We start from the raw sequence: 12,981 nt of genomic DNA on the forward strand, positions 1-12,981 counted from the left end.
AGCAGCCGTGAGCAGCCACGCTGAACTCAACGCGCAGGCCCCCAGGACGGTTTGAGTAGCGCTACTCAGGCGACGGGATGCGACCCAGCCGCACGATGGAACCACCGCCGACACGGCGGAACAGATCCATCCAGGAGGAACCGATCATGCGAGACAGCCGCCCGCGCACCCTTGTCCGGCTCACGTTCGCGAACCCCGCCTCGCTGGTCTACCTCGGCCTGGTGGCCGTGGCGGCGATCCCCGTGGTGCTGGCCCCGTGGAGCGCGGACCCCAGCTTCGCGGCCATCTGGCTCCTCCTGCTCACCATGCCCACCAACATGCTTCTCCTCTTCCCCGACCTGGTGAGCGGCGAATCGGCCCTGGCGACCGCGTACTTCGTCGCGGTGCTGGCTTTCGCCGCGCTGCTCCACTCCTTCCTCCTCGGCCTCGCGTACCGGGGACTCCGGGGAGCCTTCACGCAGCGGGTCCGTACCACCACGACATGAAACGACGCGGGGCCGACGGTTCGTGACCGGCGGCCCCGCGTCGTCGGTCGACCTGACCTGCGCTTACAGCACCGGGAGGTTCTTGCGGAGTTCGAAGGCGGTGACCTCGCTGCGGTACTCCTCCCACTCCTGCTTCTTGTTGCGGAGGAAGAAGTCGAAGACGTGCTCGCCGAGGGTCTCCGCGACCAGTTCGCTCTTCTCCATCAGGGCGATCGCCTCGCCGAGGTTCTGCGGGAGGGGTTCGATGCCCATCGCTCGGCGTTCCGCGTCGGAGAGGGCCCAGACGTCGTCGTCGGCGCCGGCCGGGAGTTCGTAGCCCTCTTCGATGCCCTTGAGGCCGGCGGCGAGGAGGACCGCGTACGTCAGGTACGGGTTGGCGCCCGAGTCGATGGAGCGGACCTCGACGCGGGACGAACCCGTCTTGCCCGGCTTGTACATGGGGACGCGGATGAGGGCCGAGCGGTTGTTGTGGCCCCAGCAGATGTACGAGGGGGCCTCGCCGCCCGAGCCGGCCGTGCGGGAGGAACCGCCCCAGATGCGCTTGTACGAGTTGACCCACTGGTTGGTGACCGCGGAGATCTCGCCCGCGTGCTTCAGGAGGCCCGCGATGAAGGAGCGGCCCACCTTGGAGAGCTGGTACTCGGCGCCCGACTCGTAGAAGGCGTTCCGGTCGCCCTCGAAGAGGGACAGGTGGGTGTGCATGCCCGAACCGGGGTACTCGGAGAACGGCTTCGGCATGAAGGTGGCCTGGACGCCCTGTTCGAGGGCGACCTGCTTCATGACCAGGCGGAAGGTCATGATGTTGTCCGCCGTCGAGAGCGCGTCCGCGTAGCGGAGGTCGATCTCCTGCTGGCCCGGCGCGCCCTCGTGGTGGGAGAACTCCACCGAGATGCCCATCGATTCGAGCATCGTGATCGCCTGGCGGCGGAAGTCCATGCCGACGTTCTGCGGGGTGTGGTCGAAGTAGCCCGAGTTGTCGGCGGGCGTGGGCCGCGTGCCGTCGAGCGGCTTGTCCTTCAGGAGGAAGAACTCGATCTCGGGGTGGGTGTAGAAGGTGAAGCCGAGGTCGGAGGTCTTCGCGAGGGCCCGCTTGAGGACGTAGCGCGGGTCGGCGAAGGACGGCGAGCCGTCGGGCATGAGGATGTCGCAGAACATGCGGGCCGTGCCGGGCGCCTCGGCGCGCCAGGGCAGGATCTGGAACGTGCCCGGGTCCGGCTTGGCGATCATGTCCGACTCGTATACGCGGGCGAAGCCCTCGATCGCCGAGCCGTCGAAGCCGATGCCCTCGTCGAAGGCCTGCTCCAGCTCGGCCGGAGCCACGGCCACCGACTTCAGGAAGCCCAGCACATCGGTGAACCACAGGCGTACGAAGCGGATGTCGCGCTCCTCGAGCGTACGGAGCACGAATTCCTGCTGCTTGTCCATTTCCACACCCATCCTTGCTGGTCAGGCCGCCTGCTCCCACCGCCTCCGATGCATCGGGGGGCACCTGAGCATCCCACCACATGGTTTCGCGCACGTTGCACACCCATAGTGCCTGCTCGGGTGTGACGCAGGTAACGGGGCGGGGAGGGCGCCGGGGATGTTCGGGCGTTCGGCGGCAGCCGGTGGTACCCCGTTCGGCCCACGGACGGTCCGCGCCCACTACGATCTCCGCCCATGGGGGCCACGCGGCTCGTACGCCTGTTCCGACACGCGCGTCCCATGGCACTGGCGAGTGCCGTGGCGACGCTCCTCGCCGCGCTCTTCGTCTGTCTGGGGCCCGGCCCCGGGACCGATCCCCATCACCCGGCGGCGCCGGAGGCCGAGGGCCCGCGGGTGTCGACGGTCGTGGCCGAGTACATCTGCCCGTACGACCGCGACGGCTGCTCCCTCGTCCCCTCCCTCTCCCCCGCGGTGCTCAGCGCTCCTCCGCTCGACCCCCCGCTCCACGCGGAGGGCCGGCTCCCGCGCCTCGACCCGCCCTCGGGTGAGGGCCCGGCCCGCCGCTCCGGTGTCCGGCCGCGCGCGCCGGACCTGCACGTCCTTCAAGTTCTCCGGACATAGGGGTGGCGGGCCCTCCGCCCGTACCCGTGTGTCCCGCACCGAACTCCACCCCCCATCCCTGAAGAAGGACGACATCACCATGGCCGCCAACCGCTCCGCCAACGCCGACCGCCGCGCCCGAATAGAGGAGATGCGCCGCGCCGAGCAGGCCCGCGAGCGCCGCAACCGTCTGATCACCGTCGGCGTCTCCGGGGTCGTCGTCCTGGGCCTCGTCGGCTTCGGCACCTTCGTGCTGATGAAGAAGTCCGACGAGCAGGACGCCAAGGAGGCCGCCGCCAAGGCCCCGATCAAGTCCGAGCAGACCTGGGACGCCGCGAAGCTCGGCCGCAACCACGTCGAGACGGCCGTGAAGTACGACATGAAGCCGCCGGTCGGCGGTGACCACCACCCGGTCTGGATGAACTGCGACGGCGTCGTCTACGACAAGGCGATCAACGACGTGAACGCCGTGCACTCGCTGGAGCACGGCGCCGTCTGGGTGACGTACAACAAGAAGGCCGACAAGGCCGACGTGGAGAAGCTGGCCGAGAAGGTCGGCAAGACCAAGTACACGCTGATGAGCCCCGTGGACGACCAGACCGGGGCGATCATGCTGTCCGCCTGGGGCAAGCAGGTGACCGTGGACAACGCCGCCGACCCGCGCATCGACGCCTTCTTCACGAAGTACGTCCAGGGCCCGCAGACCCCCGAGCCGGGCGCCGCCTGCACCGGCGGGGTCGGTCAGTGACCGGCCCGGTCGAGGACGCCTCCGCCCGCGAGGAGGCGGAGTTCGCGGCCGACGTACGGCGTCGGGGCACCCGGACGCGGTGGGCGGCGGTCACCGCCGTCGCGCTCGCGCTGCTCTTCGCCGGGGGCGCCGTCACGGTCGCCTCGGCCGAGCGCGACGAGGCGCCGCGCACCCCCGCCACCGACTCCGCGGACGCCGGCTTCGCCCGGGACATGGCCGTCCACCACCAGCAGGCCGTCGAGATGTCGTTCATCGTCCGGGACCGGACGAAGGACGAGTCGGTCCGCCGTCTCGCGTACGACATCGCCAACACCCAGGCCAACCAGCGGGGCATGATGCTCGGCTGGCTGGACCTGTGGGGGCTGCCCAAGCTCCAGTCCGGCGTCGAGCCGATGGCCTGGATGGGCATGGGCGGCTCGGGCGACAGCGGGCCCTCGGACGGCGCGCTGATGCCCGGCATGGCGACCAACGCGCAGCTGGACGCCCTGCGCAGGGCGAGCGGCCGGGAGGCCGAGGTCCTGTACCTGGAGCTCATGACCGCGCACCACAAGGGCGGGGTGCACATGGCCGAGGGCTGCGTCAGCAGGTGCGCCCCCGGTGTCGAGCGCGATCTCGCGCAGGGCATGGTCGAGGCCCAGCAGTCCGAGATCCTGCTGATGGCCGACATGCTGAGGAAGCGCGGGGCCTGATCCCGCGAGGCTCTCCGGCCCCCGTGACCAGCTGCGGTCGCGGGGGCCGTGCCGTGCGCCGAGAATGAGTGGGCTCGGGGACGTTCGTACGACGACGTTCGACGAAAGGTACGCAGCTCATGACCACGGCGAAGGACATCATGCACCCGGGGGCCCAGTGGATCCCCGCACACGAGACGCTCGACCGTGCCGCCCAGATGATGCGCAACCTCAACGTGGGCGCGCTGCCCATCGCCGACGAGAACGAGCGGCTCTGCGGCATCCTCACGGACCGCGACATCGTCGTCGGCTGTGTGGCCATGGGCCACGATCCGGCGAAGGTCACCTGCGGCGAGATGGCGAAGGGCACGCCTCGCTGGGTCGAGGCGGGCGCCGACGTGGGCGCGGTCCTGGAGGAGATGCAGAGCCACCAGATCCGTCGTCTCCCCGTCATCGAGGGCAAGAAGCTCGTCGGCATGATCAGCGAGGCCGATCTGGCCCAGCATCTGTCGGACGAGCAGATCAAGGCGTTCTGCGCGAGCGTGTACGCCGCTTCCTGACCCGTCCCGACGGGTGCCGGGGCCGGTTCTCAGGTCCCTCTCGCGCTCAGTACCGCCCGGGCCACCGCGTCCGGGCGGTCCAGCATGACCAGGTGGCCCGACCGCTCGACCCCCTCGTAGGCGGCGTCGAGCCGTCGGGCCAGCGCGCGCTGGCGGCGCTCCCAGCGGGCGGAGCCCCCGGGGGCGGCGAGGACCGTGACGGGCAGGCCGGGCGGCAGGGGGAAGCGGTCCCGGAGGGCGAGGAGCTCGGCGGCGACGGCGCCGTAGTGCGCGTTCTCCAGGAGCGTGCCGCGCAGGACGCGCGAGGTGCGGTAGACGCGGCGGACCAGGTCGGCGGGGGCCGGGTCGCTCCGTACGGCCGCCCGGCGGACGGCGGGGCCGAGCGCGGCCGGGAGCCCGGCGGCGCAGAGCACCTCGCCGAGGGCCCGTGCGACGAGGTCCGTACGGGTGGGCCGGGGGTGCTCCTCGACCGAGGAGTCGACGAGGACGAGCCCGGCGGTACGGGCCGGGTGGAGGCGCGCGAAGGCCTCCGCGTGGAATCCGGCGATGGAGTGGCCGACGACGGTGACCGGGGCCCGGTAGGGCCGGTGGGGGCCCTCGTGGGGCCGGCCGCCGCGAGGGGCGGGGTGGTTCCGATCGTCGCCGCCCTCCTGTGCCCCGGCCAGCGCGTCCAGCAGCGCCGCGATCCTGTCCGCCTCGCCCGCCGCCGTCGGCGGAGCGGTCGCGGGGGCGGAGAGGCCGTGGCCCGGGCGGTCGAAGCGGACGACCGTGCGGTGCGGGGCGAGCAGCGGGACGACCGGGTCCCAGTCGAACCAGCCGAGGCCGAGGCCGGCGCTCAGCACGCAGACGGGGCCCGTGCCGTCGACGGTCACGTGGTGGGCGACTCCCCCGATCCGTACGAAGGTCATCGCGGCCGCCTCCGGACGAGGGAGGCGGCGAGCACGGCGAGCCAGACGGCCACCAGGAGGACCTGGAGCCGCTGGCCCGCGCCGAGCGCCCAGGTGCCCCGGCCGGCCTCGAACGCGGCGACGGCCGCGAGCGTCCAGGCCGTGGCGGCGAGCTCCAGGACGACGAGGGCGGGGCCCGTCCGCGCGAGGGGGCGCCAGTGGCCGTACCGGCGGGCGGCCACGGTCAGGGCGATCATCGCGGCGACGGCTCCGGTCACGGCGAGACTCGAACTCACGGCATGGGCCGTATGGGTGGCGGGCACCAGACCGGCGTCCTCCCGCGCCGCGCACTCCGGGTCGGCGGTGGGGGCGCAGCTGAGCGGAAGCCGCGAGTCGACTGCGGTGGCGGCGCCGAAGACGGCGAGCGCGATCCAGCCGCCGAGCGCCCAGCGCCCCTGTCTCCCGGTCGCGGCGAGTCCCGTGAGGGCGCCCGCGAGGACGAGGAGGCCGGCGGCCAGGTCGGTGGCGCGGAAGAGGCCGCCGAGGGGCTGGTCGGCGGCGGCGAGTTCGGAGACGTATGTCCGGACCGGGTCGAGACCGGTCCGGACGAGGACTTCGAGGACCCAGGAGGTGTACGCGAGCGCGCCGAGGCCCAGGAGGACCGCTGCCGCTTTCGTCACGTTTCCGGGCATGATCGTTCGAACGTCAGGGTGCGCGGGAAGGTTCCCCGCGGTCGCGGTGGACCCGGCTCGGCCTGCGGTCCCGGGAATGCGGCGGGGCGTTTTCCGGGACATCGCGTCGGTGTGACGATTACACTGGCCGGGTGCCTCAACTACGCCTCGCCCTGAATCAGATCGACTCGACCGTCGGAGACATCGCCGGGAACTCCGAGGCGATCGTGCACTGGACCCGGCACGCCGCCGGACAGGGCGCGCATCTCGTCGCGTTCCCCGAGATGGCCCTGACCGGCTACCCCGTCGAGGACCTGGCCCTGCGGCCCTCCTTCGTCGAGGCCTCCCGGGACGCCCTGCGCGTCCTCGCCCGGCGGCTCGCGGACGAGGGCTTCGGCGGGCTGCCGGTCGTCGTCGGCTACCTCGACCGCTCGGAGCGGGCCGAGCCGAGGCTCGGCCGGCCCGCCGGGTCGCCGGAGAACGCCGCGGCCGTGCTGTACGGCGGTGCGGTGGCGCTGCGCTTCGCCAAGCACCACCTGCCCAACTACGGCGTCTTCGACGAGTACCGCTACTTCGTCCAGGGCGACACGCTGCCGGTCGTCCGGGTCCACGGCGTCGACGTGGCCCTGGCGATCTGCGAGGACCTCTGGCAGGACGGCGGCCGGGTCCCGGCGGCGCGCGCCGCGCGGGCCGGGCTGCTGCTGTCGGTCAACGCCTCGCCGTACGAGCTGGACAAGGACGACACCCGGCTCGAACTGGTCCGCAGGCGGGCCGCCGAGGCCGGCTGTGTCACCGCCTATCTGGCGTCGACGGGCGGTCAGGACGAGCTGGTCTTCGACGGCGACTCGATCGTCGTGGACGCGGCGGGCGAGGTCATCGCGCGTGCCCCTCAGTTCGTCGAGGGCAGTGTGATCGTCGACCTGGAGCTGCCGGCGGCCGAGGCCGACGCCCCCGAGGGCAGCGTCGCGGACGGGCTGCGGATCGACCGGGTGGTGCTCTCCGAGAAACCGCTGCCCGCGTACGAGGCGGAGCTCGCGGGCGGGTACGCGCACCGGCTGGAGGACGACGAGGAGATCTACTCGGCCCTGGTCGTGGGGCTGCGCGCCTATGTCGCGAAGAACGGTTTCCGCTCGGTCCTGATCGGTCTCTCGGGCGGCATCGACTCGGCGCTCGTCGCGTCGATCGCCTGCGACGCGGTCGGCGCGGGGAACGTGTACGGGGTGTCGATGCCCTCGAAGTACTCCTCCGACCACTCGCGCGGCGACGCCGCCGAACTGGCCCGCCGCACCGGCCTCAACTTCCGCACGGTGTCGATCGAGCCGATGTTCGACGCCTACATGGCCTCGCTGGGGCTCACCGGCCTCGCCGAGGAGAACCTGCAGTCCCGGCTGCGCGGCACGATGCTGATGGCCCTCTCCAACCAGGAGGGGCACATCGTCCTCGCCCCGGGCAACAAGTCCGAGCTGGCGGTGGGCTACTCGACGCTGTACGGCGACTCCGTCGGCGCGTTCGGGCCCATCAAGGACGTCTACAAGTCGACCGTCTTCCGGCTCGCGCGCTGGCGCAACAAGGCCGCCGAGGACCGGGGCATGACCCCGCCGATCCCGGAGAACTCGATCAGCAAGCCGCCCAGCGCCGAGCTGAGCCCGGGCCAGGTCGACACGGACTCGCTGCCGGACTACGCCGTCCTCGACGGGATCCTCTCGCTGTACGTGGACGCGGACCGCGGCAAGGACGAGATCGTGGCGGCGGGCTTCGCCGAGGAGGTCGTCGCGCGGACGCTGCGGATGGTGGACGCGGCGGAGTACAAGCGGCGCCAGTACCCGCCGGGCACCAAGATCTCGGCGAAGGGCTTCGGCAAGGACCGGCGGCTGCCGATCACGAACCGCTGGCGGGAGACGCCGTCCCCCTGACCTCCGGGACCGCCCGGTCCGCCTCGGTGGGCTCCAGGGGGCTTCCCGCCACGACGCGGGAGGGCCCCCTTCGCCGTACCGGCGCGGTCGAGCAGGCCCGCGACCGCGGCGATCGCGAGGCCGACGGCCGTGAGGCCCGCGCCCACGAGGGCCGGGGAGGTCCGGCCCCAGCCGGCCGCGACGGCCAGGTGGACTCTTCCCCATGGCTTCCGCGGGATGAAGGGAAGGTTTCGCGGGTCAGAGCTTCACGCGGGCCGCGATCGGGAGGTGGTCGCTCTCCGTCTGCGGCAGCGCCCAGGACGAGACGGGCTCGACGCCCTTCACCATGATCTGGTCGATCCGGGCCATCGGGAACGAGGCCGGCCAGCTGAAGCCGAAGCCGTCGCCCGCCGCTCCCTGGGTGGAGCGCAGCTGCGAGGTGACGGCGTTGAGCGAGCGGTCGTTCATGGTGCCGTTGAGGTCGCCGAGGAGGACGATCCGCCGGTGCCGGTCACGGGAGATGGCCTCGCCGAGCGCGTTGGCGCTGTTGTCGCGCTGGTTGGCGGTGAAGCCGGCGTTCAGCTTGACCCGGACGGACGGCAGGTGGGCGACGTACACCGCGACCTCGCCCTTGGGGGTCACGACGTCGGCGCGCATGGCGCGGGTCCAGCCCATCCCGATGTCCACGGGCTGCGCGGCGCGCAGGGGCATCTTGCTCCAGAGGCCGACCGTGCCCTGGACCGAATGGTGCGGGTACGCCTCCGCGAGGCCGCGCTCGTAGGTCGGGACCATGTCGCCCTTGAGCTCCTCCAGGGCCAGCACGTCGGCGCCCGAGGCGGCGAGATCGCGGGCGGTGCCCTCGGGGTCCGGGTTGTCGGCGTTCACGTTGTGCGTGGCGACGGTGAGGTCGCCGCCGGGGGCGGACTTGTCGGCGACGAGGCCGCCGAAGAGGTTGAGCCAGACGACCGCCGGGAGGAGCAGGGCGATCAGGGCGGTGGCGGAGCGGCGGAGCAGGGCGAGCACGAGCAGCAGGGGGACGAAGAGGCCCAGCCACGGCAGGAAGGTCTCGGTCAGGCTGCCGAGGTTGCCGATGGTGTTGGGGATCTCGGCGTGGAACACCATCAGGAGGGTCAGCGCCACCGCCGTGCCGGCGATGAGGATGCCCCGGCGCCAGATGCCGCGGTCGCGCCGCAGGCCGTCGAGGGCGGTCCGGAACCGGGATCCGGAACCGGGGCGCCCGTTCCCGCCGCCGCCGTGCTCGGTATCCGTCATGTCCACCCGCGCCATCGCACTGTCCTTCACTCTGCCTTGCCGTCTTGCGTGACCCGGTGCCGACACTAGGCGATCCCGGGTCCGTCGTACTCCCCCAGGGACGAGTGGGGACGCGTGGCGGGTTCCTGCAGGTGGCGCGGGCGGCGAGCCTGTGACAGAACGCGCACATTCGTGCGGATCAGGTGCAGATGGGAGGTGGGTCCGGTGCGTGCGGGTCGGGGTGGGCGCGGGGCGGGCCGGGCCGGCCGGGATCAGGTGCGGGGGCGCAGTCCTTCGAGGACGGAGTCGACGATCCGCTCGGCGAGGCCCTCCTCCAGGGTGCCGCCGGGGCGGATGACGGTGCGGATGAGCAGGGGGCCCGTGAAGAGGTCGCCGACGAGCTCGACGTCGAGGTCGTCGCGGATCTCCCCGCGCTCCATCCCGCGCCGCACCGCGTCCAGGCCGAGGCGGCGGCGCGGTTCGATCACGGTGTGGTGGTACGCCTCCCACAGCTTCGGATAGAGCTGCATCTGCGAGAACACGTTGTGGAGGAGGGCGGAGGTCCGCTTGGCGAGGCCGCGCTGCCGGATCGACTCCAGGAGCGTGACGAAGTCGTCCCGGACCGAGGTGCCGGGCAGCACCGGGTCCGGGAGCTCCACGGAGCGGAGGAGGTCGACGAAGAGCTCCTCCTTGCCGGGCCAGCGCCGGTAGATGGTGGCCTTGCCGACGCCGGCGGTGCGGGCGAGCCTCTCGATGGACAGCTCGGCGAGCGGGGTGCCGCCCTCCAGGAGCTCGATGGCCGCGTCGAAGATCGCCTGCTCGGCGGCCTCGCTCCGCGGTCGGCCGCGGCGTGCCGGCGCGGACTCACCGGCGGGTGCGGACCGGGTCCCGCCGTCGTGGGGTTCCGGGACTCCGCCGTCCTGCAGCGACACGTGCGCTCCGCCTCTCCTCCGGTGGCCGGCCGTCGGGCTGTCGACGGCCGGCGGCTGTTGCGGCCTGTCGGCCCGTCGGCCTATCGACGGGCCGATTCTCCCGCCTCGGCGCCGGGCGCGGGGACGGAGGCCCGCCCGGCGGCACCGTCGGGGGCGGGACCACCCTCCGCGGCGCCCGCACCCCCACCCGCCGGGGCCGTGCCCGGGGCCGGTTCCGTCGGGTGCGGCGTGCGGCCCGGGAGGAAGGCGGCGACGACGGCCGCGCCGACCAGGGCGATCACCGCGGAGGCGACGGCCGTGACGTGCATGGCGTCGAGGAAGGCGTCGTACGCGGGGGCCACGAGGTCCCGGCCGGCCGGGCCGAGCTTCTCGGCGACCGCGAGCGTCGCCTCGATGGACTCGCCCGCCGTGTCGCGCAGGGCCGCCGGGACGCCGCCGAGGTGCCCCTCGATCTCCCCGCGGTACGTGGAGGAGAGCACGGAGCCGAGGACGGCCACGCCCATCGCGCCGCCGACCTGCCGGAAGGTGTTGTTGATCGCCGAGCCGGAGCCCGCCTTCTCGCGGGGCAGCGCCTGCATGACCGCGACCGTGACCGGCGGCATGATGTGCGCCATTCCGGCGCCCTGGAGGAAGAAGACGACCTCCATCGCCCAGACCGGCGTCGAGGTGTCGAAGAGGGCGAAGGCGGCGAGGCCCGCGGCGACGAGCAGCATGCCGGCGGTGCACACGGCCTTCGCGCCGAAGCGGTCCACGACGAGCCGCGCCCGGGGCGCGAACACCATCTGGGCGACGGCGAGCGGCAGGATGAGCAGCCCGGACTGCAGGGCGCTGTAGCCGCGGACGCTCTGCAGGTAGAAGGCGGAGAAGAAGGTCACGCCCATGAGCGCGAAGAAGACCAGCGCGATGGCGGCGACGGCCGCGGCGAAGGCGGGCTTCCGGAAGTACGCCATGTCGATGGCCGGGTGGTCGCTGCGCCGCTCGTGGAGGACGAAGCCGACGAGGACGGCGAGGCCGCCGAGGGCCGGGGCGAGGACGGTGAGGTCGGTGAAGCTCGCCAGCTCGCCGCCGCGGATGATCCCGTACACGAGGAGGACGAGTCCGAGGACGGAGAGCAGCACGCCGGGTACGTCGATCCGGCCCGGCTTCGGGTCCCGGGAGTCGGGGACCAGCCAGATCATGAGGGCGAGGGCGAGGAGCACCACGGGCACGTTGACGAGGAAGATCGATCCCCACCAGAAGTGTTCGAGCAGGACGCCACCGGTGATGGGGCCGATCGCGATGGCGAGGCCGACGCTGCCGGCCCAGATGCCGATGGCCTTGGGCTGCTCGTCGCGCTCGAAGACGTTCATGAGGACGGCGAGGGTCGCGGGCATGACGAAGGCGGCGCCGAGGCCCATGACGGCGCGGTAGGCGATGAGCTCGCCCGGGGAGCCGGAGAAGGCGGCGAGGGCGGAGCCGATGCCGAAGACGGTGATGCCGAAGAGCAGCACCTTCTTGCGGCCGAGGCGGTCGCCGAGCAGGCCGGAGGTGAAGAGGAGGCCGGCGAAGACGAGTGTGTAGGAGTTGATCGACCACTCCAGCTCGCTCTGGGTGGCGCCGATGCCGGTGGGCGCGGGGGCGGCGATGGTCCTGACCGCGACGTTCAGGATCGAGTTGTCGAGGACGACGATCAGCAGGCTGAGCATGAGGACGCCGAGGACGGCCCAGCGGCGGCGGTGGACGGCCTCGGGGACCCGGGGCGGCGCGGGGGCCGGGGCGGAGGCAGGGGACGGCTGCGACATGCCGACCAGCGTAGACCCATTTCGATACGAGACCGTCTCGTATCGAAAAAACTGACCGAGGCTTTACGTGTCCCCCTGTTGCGCGGGTGTGAACAGCGCCACTCCGGCCCACTTCCCCGCCCGCCCGGCGAAGTGCCACCATGGATGTGGTCCGGGGACGCCGTCAGGGCGCCTCGAGATGACGAAGGAGCCGTTTCCCATGACGCTTCAGGCTGCCCAGAAACCGCCCGCCGACAGCAGCAAGGCGCTGTACGGCGGCAAGGGCACGCGCCGCCTCACCGTCCACGACATCGCCGCCGCCAAGACCCGCGGCGAGAAGTGGCCCATGCTCACCGCCTACGACGCGATGACCGCCTCCGTCTTCGACGAGGCCGGCATCCCCGTGATCCTCGTCGGCGACTCGATGGGCAACTGTCACCTCGGCTACGAGACCACCGTGCCGGTCACGATGGACGAGATGACGTTCCTCTCCGCCGCCGTCGTCCGGGGCACGCAGCGTGCCCTCGTCGTCGGCGACCTCCCCTTCGGCTCGTACCAGGAAGGGCCCGTCCAGGCCCTGCGCAACGCCACCCGGCTGATCAAGGACGCCGGGGTCCACGCGGTCAAGCTGGAGGGCGGCGAGCGCTCCCTGCCCCAGACCGAGCTCCTCGTCCAGGCCGGCATCCCCGTCATGTCCCACCTCGGCCTCACGCCGCAGTCCGTCAACACCATGGGCTACCGGGTGCAGGGCCGTACCGACGAGGACGCCCACCGGCTGCTCAGGGACGCCAAGGCGGCGCAGGACGCGGGCGCCTTCGCGGTCGTCCTCGAACTCGTACCGGCCGAGCTGGCCGCCGAGGTCACCCGCTCGCTGCACATCCCGACCATCGGCATCGGCGCGGGCGCCGGCACCGACGCGCAGGTCCTCGTCTGGACCGACATGGCCGGCCTGACCGGCGGCAAGGTCCCGCGCTTCACCAAGCAGTACGCCAACCTCCGCGAGACGCTCGGCGACGCCGCGCGCGCCTTCGCCGAGGACGTCTCCGGCGGGGCGTTCCCCGCCGAGGAGCACACCTTCCACTGACCCCGGTGAACAGGACGC

12 protein-coding genes and 1 pseudogene are annotated in these 12,981 nt (G+C 72.3%); 7 read left to right on the top strand and 6 right to left on the bottom strand.

Annotated elements, in window-relative coordinates; translation table 11 throughout:
* Positions 1–146: 146 nt before the first annotated feature.
* Complete coding sequence (locus ACF08F_RS05190) at positions 147–485, top strand: SCO4225 family membrane protein (RefSeq protein WP_392297115.1); 339 nt, start codon at positions 147–149, stop codon at positions 483–485.
* A 63-nt stretch (positions 486–548) separates the two neighbouring features.
* Here ACF08F_RS05190 and ACF08F_RS05195 read toward each other — a convergent pair whose 3' ends face one another.
* A complete protein-coding gene (locus tag ACF08F_RS05195; protein WP_392297116.1) occupies positions 549–1,910 on the bottom strand; it encodes a glutamine synthetase family protein in 1,362 nt (453 codons plus the stop codon).
* Positions 1,911–2,189: 279 nt separating this feature from the next.
* Here ACF08F_RS05195 and ACF08F_RS05200 point away from each other — a divergent pair, with 279 nt between their 5' ends.
* The 4 genes from ACF08F_RS05200 to ACF08F_RS05215 all read left to right on the top strand — a co-directional run bounded on the left by ACF08F_RS05200 (position 2,190) and on the right by ACF08F_RS05215 (position 4,486).
* Entirely contained in the window at positions 2,190–2,531 is a 342-nt protein-coding gene (locus ACF08F_RS05200) for a hypothetical protein (protein ID WP_392297117.1), read from the top strand.
* A gap of 79 nt (positions 2,532–2,610) precedes the next feature.
* Positions 2,611–3,258: a DUF3105 domain-containing protein gene (locus ACF08F_RS05205; protein ID WP_392297118.1), complete on the top strand. Its 648-nt coding sequence runs from the start codon at positions 2,611–2,613 to the stop codon at positions 3,256–3,258.
* Positions 3,259–3,368: 110 nt separating this feature from the next.
* On the top strand, positions 3,369–3,947 hold the full coding sequence (locus ACF08F_RS05210; protein ID WP_392297324.1) for a DUF305 domain-containing protein: 579 nt from the start codon (positions 3,369–3,371) through the stop codon (positions 3,945–3,947).
* A 119-nt stretch (positions 3,948–4,066) separates the two neighbouring features.
* Positions 4,067–4,486: a CBS domain-containing protein gene (locus ACF08F_RS05215; RefSeq protein ID WP_392297119.1), complete on the top strand. Its 420-nt coding sequence runs from the start codon at positions 4,067–4,069 to the stop codon at positions 4,484–4,486.
* Between the two features lie 29 nt (positions 4,487–4,515).
* On the opposite strand, the gene ACF08F_RS05220 is transcribed toward ACF08F_RS05215, so the two are convergent.
* Entirely contained in the window at positions 4,516–5,394 is an 879-nt protein-coding gene (locus tag ACF08F_RS05220) for an alpha/beta fold hydrolase (protein ID WP_392297120.1), read from the bottom strand.
* Entirely contained in the window at positions 5,391–6,065 is a 675-nt protein-coding gene (locus ACF08F_RS05225) for a DUF998 domain-containing protein (RefSeq protein WP_392297121.1), read from the bottom strand. Before ACF08F_RS05225 ends, ACF08F_RS05220 begins: the two co-directional genes overlap by 4 nt.
* Before the next feature lie 131 nt (positions 6,066–6,196).
* Here ACF08F_RS05225 and ACF08F_RS05230 point away from each other — a divergent pair, with 131 nt between their 5' ends.
* Positions 6,197–7,957: an NAD+ synthase gene (locus tag ACF08F_RS05230; RefSeq protein WP_392297122.1), complete on the top strand. Its 1,761-nt coding sequence runs from the start codon at positions 6,197–6,199 to the stop codon at positions 7,955–7,957.
* A gap of 237 nt (positions 7,958–8,194) precedes the next feature.
* Here ACF08F_RS05230 and ACF08F_RS05235 read toward each other — a convergent pair.
* The 3 genes and pseudogenes from ACF08F_RS05235 to ACF08F_RS05245 all read right to left on the bottom strand — a co-directional run bounded on the left by ACF08F_RS05235 (position 8,195) and on the right by ACF08F_RS05245 (position 11,900).
* Positions 8,195–9,158, bottom strand: a pseudogene (locus ACF08F_RS05235) (endonuclease/exonuclease/phosphatase family protein).
* A gap of 301 nt (positions 9,159–9,459) precedes the next feature.
* Positions 9,460–10,119: a TetR/AcrR family transcriptional regulator gene (locus ACF08F_RS05240; RefSeq protein ID WP_392297123.1), complete on the bottom strand. Its 660-nt coding sequence runs from the start codon at positions 10,117–10,119 to the stop codon at positions 9,460–9,462.
* An 80-nt stretch (positions 10,120–10,199) separates the two neighbouring features.
* A complete protein-coding gene (locus ACF08F_RS05245; protein WP_392297124.1) occupies positions 10,200–11,900 on the bottom strand; it encodes an MFS transporter in 1,701 nt (566 codons plus the stop codon).
* 199 nt (positions 11,901–12,099) lie between these two features.
* Between ACF08F_RS05245 and panB the strand changes: the two genes are divergently transcribed.
* Positions 12,100–12,963, top strand: coding sequence for a 3-methyl-2-oxobutanoate hydroxymethyltransferase (gene panB / locus ACF08F_RS05250; protein ID WP_392297125.1), 864 nt, complete (start codon positions 12,100–12,102; stop codon positions 12,961–12,963).
* The last annotated feature ends 18 nt before the right edge of the window (positions 12,964–12,981 follow it).

This window comes from Streptomyces sp. NPDC015130 (assembly GCF_043080005.1).
Classification (GTDB): domain Bacteria; phylum Actinomycetota; class Actinomycetes; order Streptomycetales; family Streptomycetaceae; genus Streptomyces.